16 protein-coding genes are annotated in these 16,199 nt (G+C 67.2%); 8 read left to right on the forward strand and 8 right to left on the reverse strand.

Going from position 1 to position 16,199, the window contains the following annotated elements; all coding sequences use genetic code 11:
- The first annotated feature begins 25 nt into the window (after window positions 1-25).
- The 3 genes from C4N9_RS03700 (at window position 26) to C4N9_RS03710 (ending at window position 3,259) form a co-directional block, all read left to right on the forward strand.
- Window positions 26-745, forward strand: coding sequence for a DUF5765 domain-containing protein (locus C4N9_RS03700; RefSeq protein ID WP_109531948.1), 720 nt, complete (start codon window positions 26-28; stop codon window positions 743-745).
- A gap of 173 nt (window positions 746-918) precedes the next feature.
- Window positions 919-2,928 (forward strand): M3 family metallopeptidase, encoded by a 2,010-nt coding sequence (locus C4N9_RS03705; protein WP_109532195.1) that lies wholly within the window; start codon window positions 919-921, stop codon window positions 2,926-2,928.
- A 25-nt stretch (window positions 2,929-2,953) separates the two neighbouring features.
- Entirely contained in the window at window positions 2,954-3,259 is a 306-nt protein-coding gene (locus C4N9_RS03710) for a hypothetical protein (protein WP_109531949.1), read from the forward strand.
- Between the two features lie 54 nt (window positions 3,260-3,313).
- Here the strand turns inward: C4N9_RS03710 and C4N9_RS03715 are convergent, their stop codons facing one another.
- Window positions 3,314-4,006 carry a helix-turn-helix transcriptional regulator gene (locus tag C4N9_RS03715; protein ID WP_109531950.1) on the reverse strand — a complete coding sequence of 231 codons (693 nt, stop codon included), beginning with the start codon at window positions 4,004-4,006 and terminating at the stop codon, window positions 3,314-3,316.
- 69 nt (window positions 4,007-4,075) lie between these two features.
- Between C4N9_RS03715 and C4N9_RS03720 the strand changes: the two genes are divergently transcribed.
- Window positions 4,076-4,693, forward strand: coding sequence for a glutathione S-transferase family protein (locus C4N9_RS03720; RefSeq protein WP_109531951.1), 618 nt, complete (start codon window positions 4,076-4,078; stop codon window positions 4,691-4,693).
- 79 nt (window positions 4,694-4,772) lie between these two features.
- On the opposite strand, the gene C4N9_RS03725 is transcribed toward C4N9_RS03720, so the two are convergent.
- Complete coding sequence (locus C4N9_RS03725; protein ID WP_109531952.1) at window positions 4,773-5,411, reverse strand: J domain-containing protein; 639 nt, start codon at window positions 5,409-5,411, stop codon at window positions 4,773-4,775.
- 193 nt (window positions 5,412-5,604) lie between these two features.
- Entirely contained in the window at window positions 5,605-6,168 is a 564-nt protein-coding gene (locus tag C4N9_RS03730) for a DUF4177 domain-containing protein (RefSeq protein WP_168192107.1), read from the reverse strand.
- A 236-nt stretch (window positions 6,169-6,404) separates the two neighbouring features.
- Between C4N9_RS03730 and C4N9_RS03735 the strand changes: the two genes are divergently transcribed.
- Window positions 6,405-6,953, forward strand: coding sequence for a YbjN domain-containing protein (locus C4N9_RS03735; protein ID WP_168192108.1), 549 nt, complete (start codon window positions 6,405-6,407; stop codon window positions 6,951-6,953).
- An 85-nt stretch (window positions 6,954-7,038) separates the two neighbouring features.
- Here the strand turns inward: C4N9_RS03735 and C4N9_RS03740 are convergent, their stop codons facing one another.
- Window positions 7,039-7,635 (reverse strand): transglycosylase SLT domain-containing protein, encoded by a 597-nt coding sequence (locus tag C4N9_RS03740; protein WP_168192109.1) that lies wholly within the window; start codon window positions 7,633-7,635, stop codon window positions 7,039-7,041.
- Between the two features lie 224 nt (window positions 7,636-7,859).
- On the opposite strand from C4N9_RS03740, the gene gatB reads away from it, so the two are divergent.
- The gene (gene gatB, locus C4N9_RS03745) at window positions 7,860-9,368 is read left to right on the forward strand and encodes an Asp-tRNA(Asn)/Glu-tRNA(Gln) amidotransferase subunit GatB (protein ID WP_109531955.1); all 1,509 of its coding nucleotides are present in this window, start codon (window positions 7,860-7,862) and stop codon (window positions 9,366-9,368) included.
- Window positions 9,369-9,590: 222 nt separating this feature from the next.
- Here the strand turns inward: gatB and argF are convergent, their stop codons facing one another.
- Window positions 9,591-10,517, reverse strand: a complete 927-nt coding sequence (argF, locus tag C4N9_RS03750; protein ID WP_109531956.1) for an ornithine carbamoyltransferase — start codon at window positions 10,515-10,517, stop codon at window positions 9,591-9,593.
- Window positions 10,518-10,620: 103 nt separating this feature from the next.
- A complete protein-coding gene (locus C4N9_RS03755; protein ID WP_109531957.1) occupies window positions 10,621-11,793 on the reverse strand; it encodes an aspartate aminotransferase family protein in 1,173 nt (390 codons plus the stop codon).
- A 570-nt stretch (window positions 11,794-12,363) separates the two neighbouring features.
- Between C4N9_RS03755 and C4N9_RS03760 the strand changes: the two genes are divergently transcribed.
- Window positions 12,364-12,993 (forward strand): hypothetical protein, encoded by a 630-nt coding sequence (locus tag C4N9_RS03760; RefSeq protein ID WP_109531958.1) that lies wholly within the window; start codon window positions 12,364-12,366, stop codon window positions 12,991-12,993.
- 10 nt (window positions 12,994-13,003) lie between these two features.
- Here the strand turns inward: C4N9_RS03760 and C4N9_RS03765 are convergent, their stop codons facing one another.
- Window positions 13,004-13,912: an EamA family transporter gene (locus C4N9_RS03765; protein ID WP_245902445.1), complete on the reverse strand. Its 909-nt coding sequence runs from the start codon at window positions 13,910-13,912 to the stop codon at window positions 13,004-13,006.
- A gap of 8 nt (window positions 13,913-13,920) precedes the next feature.
- Window positions 13,921-14,385, reverse strand: coding sequence for an Lrp/AsnC family transcriptional regulator (locus tag C4N9_RS03770; RefSeq protein ID WP_109531959.1), 465 nt, complete (start codon window positions 14,383-14,385; stop codon window positions 13,921-13,923).
- Window positions 14,386-14,498: 113 nt separating this feature from the next.
- Between C4N9_RS03770 and C4N9_RS03775 the strand changes: the two genes are divergently transcribed.
- Entirely contained in the window at window positions 14,499-16,148 is a 1,650-nt protein-coding gene (locus tag C4N9_RS03775; protein WP_342748768.1) for a GMC family oxidoreductase, read from the forward strand.
- Window positions 16,149-16,199: the final 51 nt, after the last annotated feature.

Genomic DNA, 16,199 nt, shown 5'->3' on the forward strand with positions numbered 1-16,199 from the left:
ATCACGGAAGGACGGGGACCGGGCGATGTGCTGGACGATGGGGGTATCCGCGGCGATGGTGGCGCTTGGCGGGGCGGGCACCGTGGTGAGCGCGCGCCGCAAGGATCCGCTCGCGATCCCGGTGACGCTGGGCTATTTCACCCTGATGGAGGCGCTGCAGGTCGCAGGCTATGCGGTGATCGACCAATGCGGCACGCCGGTCAACGAAACGGTGACCTGGCTGAGCGTGATGCATATCGTCTTCCAGCCGCTCTTCATCAACGCCTTCGCCATGGCGCTGGTGGCGAAACCCGTCAGTACGGCGATCAAGGTCTGGGTCTTCTCGATCTGCGCGGCCTCGTCGGTGCTGATGCTCATGCAGCTTTATCCCTTCGAATGGGCCGGGACCTGCGCGCCCGGCTCGCAGCTTTGCGCCGAGCGGCTCTGCACCGTGTCGGGCGACTGGCACCAGGCCTGGGACGTACCCTATAACGGTCTGCTTGTGGGGCTCGAACGGGCGACGGGGACAAGTTGGGGCTTTCCCAGCTACATGCTCGTGGCCTTCGCGCTGCCGCTCGTCTACGGCGCGTGGCGGCTGGTCATCTTCCACCTGCTGGCCGGGCCGGTGGCGGCGGGGCTGCTGACCTCGAATCCCAACGAGGTCCCGGCGATCTGGTGCCTGTTCTCGATCGTGATCGTGCTGGTGGCGCTGAGCCCGGTGATCCGCCGCTCGGTCACCGGCCCGGCCGCGGCGCCGTCGGGCTGACGGGGCAGGGGGGCTGTCTGCCCCCCTCTTTGCCTGACGGCAAATTCACCCCCCGAGGATATTTGCGGCGTAAAGATGCGAGGGGCGCGGCGCAGGCGTCCCGGGGGGTTTGATCCGGCGGCGTTTCGTGCCCATCTAAGGGGAAACGGAATGACCCCTTGAAAGGCCCGACGATGACCAATGCGCTGCTGACCGACTGGAAAGGTCCTTTCTCGCTGCCCCCGTTCGACCAGATCCGCGACGAGGATTTCGCGCCCGCTTTCGAGGCGGCGCTGGAGCAGGGTCGCGCGACGATCGCCACGATCGCGGAGAACCCCGAGACCCCGACCTTCGCCAACACGATCGAGGCGCTCGAGCGCGCGGACGGGCTTCTGGATCGGGTAGCGGGAGTGTTCTTCAACCTTGCCGGCTCGGATTCGAACCCCGCGCGGCAGGCGCTGCAGCGCGATCTGGCGCCGAAGCTTTCGGCCTATTCGAGCGAGATCACCTCGAATGCCGCGCTCTGGGGGCGGATTGCCGATCTCTGGGCGCGCAAGGACGATCTGGGCCTGACACCGGAGCAGGAGCGCGTACTGATGCTCTATCACCGCCTGTTCCGGCGCGCGGGCGCGGCGCTTGACGGGGACGCCGCCGCGCGCATGGCGGCGGTGAAATCCGAGCTGGCCTCGCTGGGCACGCAATTCACCCAGAACCTGCTGGCGGACGAGGCCGCGTGGTTCATGCCGCTCGACGATCTGTCCGGTCTGCCCGATTTCGTCACCGATACCGCCGCCGCGGCCGCGCGCGAGCGCGGGATGGACGGCCATATCGTCACGCTCAACCGGTCGCTGATCGTGCCGTTCCTGCAATATTCCACCCGCCGCGACCTGCGCGAGAAGGCCTACGAAGCCTGGGGCGCGCGCGGGGCGAATGGCGGCGAGACCGACAACCGCGCGATTGCCGCGCGCACGCTGGCGCTGCGCCAGGAGCGGGCCTCGCTTCTGGGCTACGAGAGTTTCGCCCGCTTCAAGCTGGAACCCGAGATGGCCGGCAGCCCCGATGCGGTGCGCAACCTGCTGATGCGGGTCTGGGATCCCGCCCGGGCCAAGGCCGAGGAAGACGCGGCGGCGATGGAGGCGATGCTTCATGCCGACGGATACGAGGGTCCGCTTCAGCCCTGGGACTGGCGCTATTACGCCGAGAAGCGGCGCCACGCGCTGCACGATTTCGACGAGGCGGCGCTGAAGCCCTACCTGTCGCTCGACAAGATGATCGAGGCGGCCTTCGACGTCGCGCATCGTCTGTTCGGGCTGGACTTCGAGCCGCTCGACGTGCCGCTCTATCATCCCGATGCGCGGGCCTGGAACGTCACCCGCGACGGGCGGCACATGGCGGTGTTCATCGGCGACTATTTCGCGCGGGCCTCGAAACGCTCGGGGGCGTGGATGTCGAGCTTCCGTGACCAGTCGGCGATGGATGGCGAGGTCCGCCCGGTCGTCGTCAATGTCTGCAACTTCGCCAAGGGCGACCCGGCGCTGTTGTCATGGGACGATGCGCGCACGCTGTTCCATGAATTCGGCCATGCGCTGCACGGGATGCTGACGGATGTGACCTACAAGATGATCTCGGGCACCTCGGTGGCGCGCGATTTCGTGGAACTGCCCAGCCAGTTGTACGAACACTGGCTGGATGTGCCCGAGGTGATCGAAACCCATGCCCGGCACTGGAAGACCGGCGAGCCGATGCCCGAAGAGCTGCGCGAGAAGCTGAAAAGCGCGTCCACCTGGGATCAGGGCTTTGCCACGGTGGAATTCCTGGCCTCGGCGATCGTCGATCTGGAATTCCACGACGGCCCGCCCCCGGCCGACCCGATGCAGAAACAGGCCGAGGTGCTGGAGACTATCGGTCTGCCGCAGGCCATCCGGATGCGCCACGCGACGCCGCATTTCGCGCATGTTTTCGCGGGCGACGGCTATTCCTCGGGCTATTACAGCTACATGTGGTCCGAGGTGATGGATGCCGATGCCTTCGCCGCGTTCGAGGAAGCGGGCAGCGCCTTCGACCCGGAAACCGCCCGCAAGCTCGAGGATTTCATCCTGTCGAAAGGTGGCTCGGATGAAGCCGAGACCCTGTATCGTCAGTTCCGCGGCTCGATGCCGGGTGTCGATGCGTTGCTGAAGGGCCGGGGACTGATCGCGGCGTAAGCCGACCGTCGCGGATGTCCGGCAGATGGGCTTCGATCGCGCGCAGCATGGCATGCGTGCGGTCGCATCCGTAAAGCGCCTGGTAGTGGGCGATCAGCGCGGCGCGGAGCGGCGCGGGCTCGGCGGCGAAAACCTGGTCAAACAGGCGCGAGACACGGGCCCGGCGTTTCAGCGCCGGACCGAAGGCGCGCAGGGCGCGCAGGGAGGCGACCCCGAGGTCGCGGAATCGGGGAAAGACGGTCTGAGGACTTTTACGCATCACACTCTCCACTGGGACGCAAACATACGCGCGTCTCAGCCCCTGATTGCAGGCGGAACATGGCAAAAATAGGGAGCGCGGTAACCTTAATGCTCTACCCTGCGACTTTTCCGCATGTCCTGAGTGCTAGGTTCCGGAACCGCGTGCCCGGCGCGTCGAGTGGGCGCGCAGCAACGGGACGCGCTGCGGGCGGAAACTGCCGCCTGCGCACAGGCTCTCGATCCGGTTGACGTGGAAATAGCGGTAATCCATTCGCATCCGGCACCAGCCCAGCAACATGAGCGTCCGCTCGCTATACGAAACGCCGAGCGGCCAGACCTCGCGCTCGGTCACGCGCTCCTGACGATCGCGATAGGTGATGTGCACGCTCACCTCGTCCCAGCAGCAGGTCCGCAGAAGGTCCAGGTCGATCCCGGGCGCGGCCCGCGCGGTGCCGGGATGCCAGGCCGTATGCGTGTGGTGCAGCGCCGCGCGCGCCTGCGCATCGGGGAGCGTCGCGACAATGCGCGCGAGCGCATCGCGCCCGGCGCGGGTCAGCGTATCGTCGCCTAGATGCGACAGCGCGGTCTGCGCCAGCATCAGCGCTTCGATTTCCAGCCGCGAGAAACTTTGCGGCGGCAGCGCGGTATCCTCGGTCAGGGTATAGCCCAGCCCTGCCTCGCCGTCGATCAGCGCGCCGCCCGCCCGCAGGGTGGCGATGTCGCGGTATAGCTGACGCGCCGACACGCCGGTTTCGGCGGCCAGCCGGGCGGCGGTGACGGGCGCGGGCAAGCGGCGCAGCGCGGTCATCAGGCGCATCAGGCGATCGGTGCGGGCCATGTCATCCTGCCGTAAACTGTCAGCAGACCCTGCTTACAACACGGGTATCGAAAACCAAAGGAGCCTTCGATGCCCGTTCTTTACCACGCCTATCACACCCGCTCTTCGTCTCTGGTGACGCTGATCGACGAGCTTGGCGCCGATGTCGGCATCCGCGATGTGTCGGTTCGCCGGGGCGATGGCAGCGGCGCGGTGGACCCCGCCAATCCCCATCCCGAAGGCAAGGTGCCCTACCTGGTCGACGGCGATGAGCACCTCCGCGAGCGCGGGGCGATCATGCTCTACCTGACCGACCGTTATCCCGAGGCAGGGCTGGGGCCGGTCCATGGCGCGCCCGGGCGCGGGGCCTATCTGTCGTGGCTGTCCTATTACCAGGGCGTGATGGAGCCCTTGTTGCTGCTGCGCGTGGCCGGGCTCAGCCACCCGGTCATCGGCGAGACGCTGCGCGATGTGGACACGATGACCGCCCGGCTGGCCGAGGCGCTTGAGCGCGGACCGTGGCTACTGGGCGAGCGGTTTTCCGCGGCGGACCTGCTTTGCGTTAGCCCGTTCGGCTGGCTGCCCGACCTGATCCCCGATCATCCGGCGATCCGCGACTGGGTGCGGCGCTGCGAAGAGCGCCCGGCGGCGCAACGCACGCGGGCGCGCGACGCGGCCTCGGCGGCGCGGGTGGCAGAGATGGCCTGAGCACGAGACCGGCTGAGCCAGAAAAAACCCCGGCGCGGCAGGGACCGGGCCGGGGTCTTGCGCGTCGGACCGGGTGCCGTCACTCGCGGAAGTGGCGGCTTTCCTTGATCTGGTCCCAGGCCCAGACGACTTCCTGCAGGCGTTCTTCGTCCGCGCGGTTGCCGCCGTTCAGATCCGGGTGAAGATCTTTCACCAGGCTCTTGTATTGCTTGCGGATTTCGTTGCGGCTCATGGTGTCCCGGGCGTCCAGGATCTCAAGCGCCTTGCGCTCGGTCGAGGGCAGCTTGCGGGTTGCCGAACCGCGCCCGGGGGCCGGTTGATCGGCGCGCCGGCGGGTCGCGTTGTCGCCCAGGATCTGGAACGGATCGTCGATGCCGTGGCGCGACCAGTCCCGCCGTTCTCCGGTGCCGAAAGCATCCGTTGCCCGGCCCCAGACGCGGTCGCGCTCCATGGTCTCGTTCTGCTCGGCCTCGGTCTGGCCCGAGAAGAAATTCCATTTCAGATTGTATTCGCGCACGTGATCCTTGCAGAACCATAGGTAGTCGTCCAGCGCATCGGGCGAGCGCGGGGCGCGGTATTGGCCCGGCTCGTTGCAGCCGGGATGCTGACAGATGCGCGACGAGGTCTCGACCGCCCCGGACATCCCGCGGCGACCGCGGGCTTTTTTCTTTTTGTCGCTGGACGCGCGCATATCGAAGCTGAAGGGATCGCGTGACATGGGTGCCGTGAATTGCCTGTGGTTTTAGCCTGCCTGACCGCAAGGCTCCGCAACGGCGGACCATCCCTGCGACTCGGAGGCGGTACTTTACAGCTTTGAGGGACCAAAAGAAAAGCGAAAGGCGCCGCGTCCGGCGCCCTGCATTCCCTTTGTCCCTGACATGGCCGTGAGCCGCGCGTGAGGCCGTGGGGCCTCAGCGCTCGTCGTGGCGGGTCTCGTGGCCGTCGGACTCGGCGTCGTCATCCGGGCCCGGATCCGCGCGGGGACGCAGCACCGGCTCGTTGCGCGCCGCCCCTTCCGAGCGCAGCATCGCCCCCGATCGGAACAGCGGCTCGCGCCGTTTGGCAGGCGCGGTGGGCTCGTCCTCGACCGCCGCAGCGGGTTGCGGCGCGGGCTGAGGGGCCGGTTTCGCGGCCAGTTTCGGAGCCGGCGCAACGACCGGTGGCGCGGCGCGCTCGGCTTCAGGGTCGATCCCCGCCGGGGCGGCCTGAGCGGCGGCCAGCGCGGCCCCGGCATCGGGGCGCCGGACGCCTGTTTCGCGGGTGAAGATCATCACCACCTGCTGCGATTGCTTCGTCGCCCCGAAGGCCGAGCGCGTCTCGCAGGGCATGGTTTCGCAGCGGACGAATTGCCAGCCGCCCGCGGATTCGGCGTTGATGCTTTCGGCAAGGGTATGCGCGAAGCGCTCGGCGGTGGTCTTCAGACCCTTGACCCGGACGGCGCGCACCGGCGCGGGGACGACCTTGTATTCGAACATGGAGGTTTCCGGCAGCTTCCCTGAGGCATTGTCGAGGCGTATCCGCGCCTTTTGCGGCAATCGGCGACCCATTGCAAGCGACCTCGGCCGCCATCGGCTGCGTGCCGCACATCGGCGGGTTTTTGGCCGCCCGGCCGTCCTGCGGCATGAAGATTTCAGCCCTGCCACGCGCATGTGATTGCATGGCCGCGCTGGCCGGTGCTAGCGTCGGGACACATTTCGATGGAGGGATTCACATGCAACCTGTTCGCACGCTTTTCGCGTCTTCCGTCCTTGCCCTGATGCTGGCCGCCCCGGCGATGGCGCAATCCTCGCTCAGCGGGATGATCACCGGCAACGATCTGGACCGCATTCAGGAAATCGCCGGCGCCTATGGCACGATCGAGCGCCGTCAGGACGAAGACGGCATCTGGCTGCGCGGCGATATGGACGGCATCGTCTACACGATCTCGTTTCTCAACTGCAACGATGCGGGCGGCGATTGCTCGACCGTCCAGTTCCGCGCCTGGTGGGAATCGAACGGCGCCCATTCCATGGAAGCGATGAACCAGTGGAACCGCGACCGCCGCTTCTCGGCCGCCTATCTCGACAGCCGCGACAACGCGACGATCGAATGGGACGTGAACCTTGCGGGCGGGGTCAGCGCCGTCAATTTCGACGATTCCGTGCAATGGTGGCAGGCTGTCGTGCGCCAGTTCCGCGAGATGGTCATCGATCCGGGCTATGACGCGGCGGGTGTCGGCTCGTCCGGGGGCTCTTCGGGCGGCACCTCGCCCGGCAAGTAAGGCCGGCGGATTCGTTCCCCACAGGCGCTGCCCGCTCCCTGCGGGCGCGCCGTTCCGGGTTGAACATTATTGTGCGGGTTGCACCTTATTCGGCCAGCGCCGCCGTTTCGACCGGATCGCTGCATTGCGGCAGGGCGCTGGTGAACTCAGCCACCTCGGCGCGGCGCGCGGGGTCGCGCATCGGCGGCCAGTCCGCCGCCACGCCGCCACGCCCCTGAACCAGAACGCCATCGCGCGAGATCGCCGCCGTGGCGATGCGCACCGCGCAGGCAAGATTGGCGGCGCCGTCGTAAAGCCCGTCCTCGCCCAGATCGCAGCCATGATAGCGCGCCGTCGTGGGCGAGATCTGCAACAGCCCCTGGTAGCGCCCGCCACCGCCCGCCGCGCGCGGGTTCCAGGTGCTCTCGAACCGCGCGAGGCCCGAGAAGAACGCGACATAGAAAGCCGCGCGCTGGCTCGGCGTCGCCTCTTCGTAATCGGGGCAGAAATGGTCGATATCGGCGGGAACGGTGTGAACCATGGGGGTGCCGTCGGTGAGCAGCGCCTCGATCATCGCGGTGTTCCACTCGGCGGATTCGGGGCGGTGGTTCCACCGCGCGGCGACTTCGGGAGCGGTTTCCTCGACCACGGGCTGCATGACGCAGGCAGCGAGGAAAGGCACGATGCAAAGGGCGAGGCGCATGGATTCGTCCGAGACTGTTTCAACCGCATTTCCCATGCTCTGCAAAGCGAGTCGTGGCAAGCAGGCTTGGCCGCGCGCCCGCCGCGCTCGGCAAGAAAACGCCGGAAACCATCCTGCAGGGGCCCTCGAAACCGCTTTTCACCGCGCGCGGGCCGTTCTAGAACCGCTCCGATCCCCGTCCCGACCGCCCGCGCCCGCCGTGCGGCCTCAGAAAGGAAACCGACATGCTCGATCTTAGCTTCGATGCCCCCAAGCCCAAAGTCATCGCCGGAGCGACCGGCGACTGGGAACTGGTCATCGGCATGGAGATCCACGCCCAGGTATCCACGCAGGCCAAGCTGTTCTCGGGCGCCTCGACCACCTTCGGCGCCGAGCCCAATTCGAACGTCTCGTTCATCGACGCGGCGATGCCCGGCATGCTGCCGGTGATCAACGAATTCTGCATCGAGCAGGCGGTGCGCACCGGGCTGGGCCTGAAGGCGCAGATCAACCTGCGCTCGGCCTTCGACCGCAAGAACTATTTCTACCCCGACAACCCGCAGGGCTACCAGATCAGCCAGCTCTATCACCCGATCGTCGGCGAGGGCGAAGTCATCGTCGAGATGGGCGCAGGCATCGCGCGCGTGGTCCGCATCGAACGGATCCATGTCGAACAGGATGCGGGCAAGTCGATCCACGACATGGATCCGAACATGTCCTTCATCGACCTGAACCGCACCGGCGTGCCGCTGATGGAGATCGTCTCGCGCCCCGATATCCGCGGGCCCGAGGAAGCCGCCGCCTATGTCGGCAAGCTGCGCCAGATCCTGCGCTACCTCGGGACCTGCGACGGCAACATGCAGAACGGCAATCTGCGCGCCGACGTCAACGTCTCGGTCTGCCGTCCGGGCCAGTACGAGAAGTATCAGGAAACGCAGGATTTCGGCCATCTCGGCACGCGCTGCGAGATCAAGAACATGAACTCGATGCGCTTCATCCAGCAGGCCATCGACTACGAGGCCCGGCGCCAGATCGCCATCCTGGAAGACGGTGGCAAGGTCGATCAGGAAACCCGTCTCTACGATCCCGACAAGGGCGAGACGCGCTCGATGCGCTCGAAGGAAGAGGCGCAGGATTACCGCTATTTCCCCGATCCCGACCTGCTGCCGCTGGAGATCGAACAGGACTGGGTCGATGCCATCGCGGCCTCGATGCCCGAACTGCCCGACGCCAAGAAGGCGCGCTTCATGAGTGATTTCGGGCTGACCGATTACGACGCCTCGGTGCTGACGGCGGATGTCGAACTGGCGCGCTATTTCGAAGAGTCGCTGGGCGGCGGCGACGGCAAGAGAACCGCGAACTGGATCATCAACGAGGTGCTGGGCCGCGCCAACAAGGCCGAGGTCACGCCCCGCCAGATCGCCGCACCCGCGGTCAATACCGCGATCCTGTCGATGGTGGCGAAGGACGAGATCTCGACCAAGATCGCCAAGGACGTGCTGGAGATCCATGTCGAAACCGGCCGAGATCCCAACGAGATCGTCGAGACCGAGGGGATGAAGCAGGTCACCGATACCGGCGCCATCGAAGCCGCGGTCGACGAGATCATCGCCGCCAACCCGGCGCAGGTGGAGAAAGCCAAGCAGAACCCGAAACTGGCGGGCTGGTTCGTCGGGCAGGTGATGAAAGCCACCGGCGGCAAGGCCAACCCGGCGGCTGTCAACGCGCTGGTCACGGCGAAATTGGGCCTCTAACCGGGCCCGTGATACCCGTGATGCCCGGGCGGCTCCCGGGCCCGCATGCGCCAGCGGGGCCAGCCCCCTGACACCCGGGATAGGCAGCGAACAAAGATGTGGCGTTGAGATTTTTGTTAACGCTGCATCTTTACGCCGCAAATATCCTCGGGGGGTGAATTTGCCGTCAGGCAAAGAGGGGGGCAGACAGCCCCCCTGACGCCTTCCGGTCCCGGCGCGCCGTCAGACGCCGAGGCACCAGCGCATGACGGCTTTCTGCGCGTGCAGCCGGTTCTCGGCCTCGTCCCAGATCACCGATTGCGGACCGTCCATCACCGCCGAGGTCACCTCGTCCTCGCGATGGGCGGGCAGGCAATGCATGAACAGCGCGTCGGGTTTCGCCGCCGCCATCAGCCGCTCGTTCACCTGATAGGGGCGCAGCTGGTTGTGGCGGCGCTCCTTGGTGGACTGGCTGTCATGCATCGACACCCAGGTATCGGTCACGACGAGATCCGCGCCCTCGACCGCCTTCATCGGGTCGCGTTCGATCACCACGTCGCGCCCCTTGTCGCGCGCGTAGCGGATCCATTCGTTTTCCGGGTCGAGCGGCTGCGGGCCGGTGAAGGTGAAATCGAAGCCGAACTGCCCGGCCGCATGCAGCAGCGAGGCGCAGACATTGTTGCCGTCGCCCGCCCAGACGACCTTCTTGCCCGCGATGGGCCCGCGATGCTCTTCATAGGTCAGCACATCGGCCATGATCTGGCAGGGATGGGTGCGGTTGGTCAGCCCGTTGATCACCGGGACCGAGGCGTATTCCGCCATTTCCTGGATCACCGATTCCTCGAAGGTGCGCAGCATGATCAGGTCGACATAGCGCGACAGGACGCGGGCGGTGTCGGCGATGGTCTCGCCATGGCCGAGCTGCATCTCGCTGCCCGACAGGACCATGGTCTGGCCACCCATCTGGCGCACCCCGGCATCGAAGCTGACGCGTGTCCGGGTCGAGGGTTTCTCGAAGATCAGCGCGACCATGCGGCCTTTCAGCGGCTGTTCGTCATCGGGGGTGCCCTTGTGGCGGCCCTGACGCGCGGCTTTCATCGCCGCGGCCTGGTCGATGATCGCCCGCAGATCGGCGGTGTCGGTGGTGTGGATATCGAGAAAATGGTTCATCGGTTACGCTTTCGGGATCGCGGGGAAGGGGGCGCTGCCCCCTCGGCGCTGTCGCGCCTCACCCCCGGAGTATTTGCAACAAAGTGAAGATCATCGGGGAGGGTCAGGCAGATTCGAACGCCGTGGCGGCGGTGTCGAGGCGCTCGACGGCCTCTGCCAGATCCTCGTCGGGGATGTTGAGCGCGGGGAGAAGGCGCAGCACGTTGTCCGCGGCGGGCACGACGAGCACGCCCGCCTCGCGCGCGGCGGCGGCGAGATCGGCGGCGGGCGCCTTGCATTTCAGCCCCAGCATCAGGCCCATCCCGCGCACGCTGTCGAAGCTGTCGGGATGCCCGGCGACGAGGCCTTCGAGCTTCTGGCGCAGGAGGCCCGCCTTGCGGCCGACCTCGGCCAGGAAGGCGGGATCCGAGACGATCTGCGTGACTTTCAGCCCCACCGCGCAGCCCAGCGGGTTGCCGCCATAGGTCGAGCCATGCGTGCCCGCCACCATGCCCGAGGCGGCGTCCTCGGTCGCCAGCACGGCGCCCAGCGGGAAGCCGCCGCCGATGCCCTTGGCCACCATCATGATGTCGGGGGTCACGCCCGCCCATTCATGCGCGAAGAGCTTGCCGGTGCGGCCCATGCCGCATTGCACCTCGTCGAAGATCAGGAGCGCGCCGGTGCGGTCGCAGGCCGCGCGCAGGGCCCTGAGCTGGTCCTCGGGCATCGGGCGGATGCCGCCTTCTCCCTGGACGGGTTCGACGATGACGGCGCAGATGCTGTCATCCATGGCGGCTTCGAAGGCCTCCATGTCGCCCCAGGGCAGTTGACGGAAGCCTGGCATCAGCGGGCCGAAGCCCTTGACCATCTTCTCGGAGCCGGCGGCGGCGATGGCAGCGGTCGAGCGGCCGTGGAAGGCGCCCTCGAAGGTGAGGAAGGTCTCGCGCGGGGTGCCTTTGTCGTAATGGTATTTCCGCGCCATCTTGATCGCCAGCTCAGCCGTTTCGGTGCCGGAATTGGTGAAGAAGACGGTATCGGCGAAGGTCTGTTCGACCAGCAGGTCGGCCAGCGCCTGTTGCTCGGGGATCTGGTAGAGGTTCGAGACATGCCACAGTTTCTGTGCCTGCCCGCTCAGCGTCGCCACCAGCTCGGGATGGGCGTGGCCCAGCGCGTTGACCGCGATGCCCGCGCCCAGATCGAGGAATCGGCGACCATCCGCCTCGGTCAGCCACGAGCCTTCGCCCTTCACGAAGGAAAGCGGCGTGCGGTTATAGGTCGGCAGGACAGACGGGATCATGTCAAACACCCTTTGAATGGGAAGGCCCATAGGTGCCCAAGGCGCATGGCCAAGTCAAGGCACGGGACTAACGGGACAGGGACGGCGATGGAGGTGGGGGGGCGCAGGCGGACGTCGGGCGTCCGGACATGCGGGATCGATCAGGCGCGGGGGCGTCGGCGTCGCGAAACGGAGAGGGTGCACAGGTCGATCATGCGATGCGCATAGCCTGTCGCGCGCGGTCTGTCGAGCGTTTCCTTCGGCGTCATCGCGCTGCCATCGCGGGCGGGCTTTCGGGGCACGCTTTCGGGTCACGCTTTCCGGGGCACGCCGCCCGGAACGCGCGGACGGAATGGCGTCGGGCGGTCCGGATCGCGGCGAATTTAACCCTGTCATCGGATGCCGGGCTTGCCCGCCTGCCAGTCCTTCAGTATCCCCGATAGTCACCATGCTGACCGCGCCCCAGATATCCGCGATCCGAACCGGGTCGCCCCAGGATCCTCGCTGCCCGCTGCCGGGCCGCTTTGGCGGCGCGACGGCGGGCTGGCGGGCTTGTGTGCCGGTGAAGCCGCGCGCGCCGGGGCGGCGGCGATGACCGCGCGCTGGCTTCGGTCCCTGCGCCTGTCGCTCGCGGCGCTGATCCTGCCGCTGGCGGGCTGTTTCGAGACCGCGCCCTTGACGGAAGCCGCGACGCGCGGGCTGATGCCCGCTTCGGGGCCCAGCGAGGTGACGGTGCTCAGGGGGGCTGTGCGGGTGGCCGGGCCGGCGGGGTATTGCATCGATGTCGAGGCCACGACCGAAAGCGATATCGAGGCCTTCGTGCTGCTGGTGCGGTGCCGCATGACGCTGCGTCCGACGCCGGTGCTCAGTGCGACCGTGACCGGCTTGCAGACCGATGGCACGCCCGACATGTTCCGTTCGCTGCCCGAATTCATGCGCTCGACGCCCGGGCGTGCGCAGCTCAGCCGGTCGGGCGATCCGCGCGATGTCGAGGTGCTGGAAGCGACATATGCCGATGGCGCGGTCTGGCTGCTGATCCGCGACGAGGGCAATCCGTCTTCCTTCGACGAGACCTATTGGCGCGCGATCCTGCCGGTGGCGGGGCGGGTGATGACGCTCGCGGTGCTGGCGGCCGCCGATCACCCGTTCGAGCGCGACAGCGGGCTGGGGATCCTGCAGACCTTCGTGCGGCGCATGTACGCGGTGAACGCGCAGGGCTGAGCGGCGGCTGTCACGCCAGCAGCACGATCCCCACGATCGACAGGCCCAGAAGCACGATGCCCAGAACCTCCCATCGGCGCGGCACCTCGCGGAAGACCAGCGCCGAGACGAGGATCGAGAACAGCAGTTCAACCTGTCCCAGGCTGCGCACATAGGCCGCGTTCTGCAGGGCGAAGGCGGTGAACCAGCCCAGGCTGCCCAGCATTCCCGTCACGCCCACCGGCAGCACCCGACGCCAGGCGCTAAGGACCCGCGACAACTCGCCCGGCTCGCGCCAGCGCAGCCAGAGGCTCATGGCAAGGGTCTGGAAACTCGTGACCATCGCCAGCGCGGCGATCGCCCGCAACAGCGCGTCGGGATGGTCGATCTCGACCGTGGCGCCCCGGTAGCCGATGGCCGACAGGCCGAACAGCGCGCCCGCCACCACGCCGAGACCCGTCGCGCGGTTCAGCGCCTTGCCGCTGCGCCAGCCTTCGGGCGGGCGCGACAGGACGATCACGCCCAGCGTGCCCAGCGCGATGGCGCCAAGGCCCGGCAGGCTGACGGTCTCGCCAAGCACCAGCGCGGAAAAGGCCGCGACCTGGATGACCTCGGTCTTGGTGAAGGCCACGCCGACGGCGAAGGAGCGCTCGGAAAACAGCGCGACGAGGCAGAAGGTGGCGACGATCTGCGCCAGCCCGCCGGTCACCGCGAAAGCCCAGAAACGCAGGTCGAGCGCGGGGAAGGGGGCGTCGTGATACCACAACAACGTGGCCAGCCCGGCCAGCGCCAGCGGTGCGGCGAACAGGAAACGCGAAAAGGTCGCACCGCCAGTCGACAGGCCCAGACCCTTGAGCTGTTTTTGCAGCATCAGCCGCCAAGTCTGCACGGCGGCCGCCGCCAGCGTCACCAGGACCCAGGGTTCCAGCAGGTTTCCCATCCCCGGGATCAGACCGGCAGGATCGTCGTGGACTTGATCTCTTCCATCGACAGAAGGGCGGTGACGTTGTGGATCTTCACGTCCCGGATCAGCGCCTGGTAGAACGAATCGTAAGCGCGCGCATTCGTCACGCGGACTTTCAGGATATAGTCGATATCGCCCGCGAGCCGATGCGCCTCCATCACTTCGGGGCGGGTGCGCACCGAGGTCAGGAAGCGGTCCTGCCAGTCGGGATCGTGCTCGGCCGTGCGCACCAGCACGAAGAAACACGCCTCCAGCCCCAGCGATTCGGGATCCAGAAGCACCGTTTGCCGCCCGATCACGCCATTGTCGCGCATCTTGCGGATGCGGTTCCAGACCGGGGTCTTGGACGAGCCGACCTTGCGCGCAATGTCTTCCAGTGACTGGCTGGCATCGTCTTGCAATTCCATCAGGATCTTGCGGTCGAGAGGGTCGAGCTCTGAACGGGACATCGCGTCTTCTCCGGGTCTGGCCCTGTGTATCGCCACGTCACGCCAGCGTCCAGCGCCGCCCCCTTGCAACGCGGGTCTCCATGTCGTTTCCATGACAGCCACGGGCAAGGAACGTGACAGATCGGGGACGGCAGATCATGGACGGCGATTTCGACTACCTGATCGTGGGATCGGGCTCGTCCGGCTCGGTTCTGGCCGCGCGGCTGGCCGAAGCGGGCAAGCGGGTGCTGGTGCTCGAAGCGGGCGGCAGCGACCGGCGCTTCTTCGTGCAGATGCCGCTGGGCTACGGCAAGCTTTTCTATGACCCAAGGGTCAACTGGGCCTACCGGACCGAAGCCGATCCGGGGCTTGCGGGCAACAGCGATTACTGGCCGCGCGGCAAGGTGCTGGGCGGCTCGTCCTCGATCAACGCGATGGTCTGGATCCGGGGCGATGCCAGCGATTACGAGGACTGGCAGGCGGCGACGGGCTCGGATCATTGGGGCTGGGAAACCGTGCGTGCCGCCTACCGCGCGATCGAGGACAATGCCGACGGTGCCGACGCATGGCGCGGGCAGGGCGGGCCGCTGCATATCCGCTCGGGCCGCGTTCCGGCGCATCCGCTGGTCGGGCCGTTTCTGGATGCCTGCGCCGCGGCGGGATTGCCGCGCAACGCGGATTTCAACGGCGAGCGGCAAGAGGGCGCGGGTCTCTACCAGCTGACGATCAAGGGCGGGCGGCGCAATTCGGCTGCGCGCGCCTTCCTGCGCCCGGCGCTGAAAACCGGGCGGGTGGCGATCACGCTGAAGGCCCATGTCACGCGCATCCTGTTCGAGGGCAACCGCGCCATCGGGGTCGAATATGCGCGAGGCGGCCAGCGCCATCAGGCCCGCGCGGGCGAGGTGATCCTGTCAGGCGGCGCGATCAACACGCCCCAATTGCTGATGCTGTCGGGCATCGGGCCGGGCGCCGCTTTGGCTGCGCAGGGGATCGAGGTGCGGCTGGATCAGCCCAATGTCGGGCGACACCTGAACGACCATCAGGGCATCAACTACACCTACCGCATGACGGTGCCGACGATGAACGACATCCTGCGCCCGTGGTGGGGCAAGGCTTTGGTGGGGATGCAATACCTGCTGACCGGCAAGGGGCCGCTCTCGGTGTCGATCAATCATGCGGGCGGTTTCTTCCGCACCGATCCGGCGCTGAACCGGCCGAACATGCAACTGTATTTCCAGGCGTTCTCGACCCTCATGCCGCGCGAGGGCGAACGCCCGATCCTGTCGCCCGATCCCTTTCCGGGCCTGTCGATCGGCCTGTCGAACTGCCGTCCGACCAGCCGGGGCGAGATCGCGCTGGCCTCGGCCAATCCCTTCGCCGCGCCCCGCATCACCGCCAACGCCTTCTCGACCGAGAGCGACATGGCCGAGATGCTGGCGGCGGTGAAGTTCATCCGCCAGATCGCGGCGCAAAAGCCCATCGCCGACCTTATCGCCGAAGAACTGCGCCCTGGTCCCGGGACCGAAGGCGACGAGGCGCTGATCGCCGATTTCCGCGCCCGCTCGGGCACCGTCTTTCACCCCTCCTGCACCGCGCGGATGGGGGCGGACCCGGCGACCAGCGTGGTCGACAGCGATCTGCGGGTGCGCGGGGTTCAGGGGCTCAGGGTCTGCGATGCCTCGGCGTTTCCCACGCTCATCGGCGGCAATACCAACGCGCCCGCGATCTTGATGGGCTGGCTGGGGGCCGAGCGCATCCTCGCCACGGCGCCGGGGCGGGGCTGAGATCCCGGGCCGCCAAGCGGGGCGGCGCGGCGGTTTGATCTCAGTCATGGC

This window comes from Pararhodobacter marinus (assembly GCF_003122215.1).
In the GTDB taxonomy this organism is placed as follows: Bacteria; Pseudomonadota; Alphaproteobacteria; order Rhodobacterales; family Rhodobacteraceae; genus Pararhodobacter; species Pararhodobacter marinus.